At 67.5% G+C, this 793-nt stretch carries 2 protein-coding genes; both read left to right on the forward strand.

Annotated features, from left to right (window positions below; translation table 11 throughout):
- A partial coding sequence (locus TBU01S_RS22725) for a Mu transposase domain-containing protein (RefSeq protein WP_439654566.1) occupies positions 1 to 564 on the forward strand: 564 nt, incomplete at its 5' end.
- The coding region (locus TBU01S_RS22730) for an ATP-binding protein (RefSeq protein ID WP_217999695.1) at positions 557 to 793 on the forward strand (237 nt) is incomplete at its 3' end. The genes TBU01S_RS22725 and TBU01S_RS22730, both read left to right, overlap by 8 nt.

Raw genomic sequence — 793 nt, forward strand, 5'->3', positions numbered from 1 at the left:
TATGTCGAAGAGCCGGGCCGCGTGTCGAGCACCTGTCTGGTGACGGCCGCCCGCAACCACTACTCGGTGCCGTGCGAGCTGGCGGGCAAGCTGATCAGCAAGCGGTTCTATCCGGAGCGCATCGAGATCGTGTTCGACGAGGTCGTGATGGCAAGTCACCCGCGCCTGTTCGAGCGGGGGCAAACCCGCTACGACTGGCGCCACTACCTGCCGCTGGTGGAGCGCAAGCCCGGGGTGTTGAGGAACGGGGCGCCGTTTGCCGAGATGCCCGAGCCGCTGGTGCGGCTGCAACGCCTGCTGCTGCGGCGCGAAGGCGGTGACCGGGTGATGAGCCAGATGCTCGCGGTGGTGCCCAAGGCCGGGCTCGACACGGTGCTCGTCGCCGTCGAGTTGGTGCTCGAATCGGGCGTGGTCAGTGTGGAGCATGTGCTCAATGTCATCGCCCGGCTCAACCAGGCGCCGTTGCCCGAATCGGTGCCGACCACGCTGCAGGTCAAGGAGGCGCCGGTGGCCGACACCGGTCGCTACGACCGCCTGCGTACCCAGGAGGCTGATCATGCGTGAGCTCGGCGCCGAACTGAAAGCCTTGCGTCTGTATGGCATGGCCAGCACCTGGGCCGAGTTGAGCGCCAATGGCGGTGACGTCGGACTCCAGAGCGCGCGCTGGCTCATCGAGCGCCTGTTGGAGGCCGAATCCACCGACCGCGCCATGCGCTCGGTCCGCTACCAGATGTCGGCCGCCCGCTTCCCCGTTCATCGGGATCTGGCGGGTTTCGACTTCGGGCAGTCGTGC

The organism is Thauera butanivorans NBRC 103042, assembly GCF_001591165.1.
GTDB classification, from domain to species: Bacteria; Pseudomonadota; Gammaproteobacteria; order Burkholderiales; family Rhodocyclaceae; genus Thauera; species Thauera butanivorans.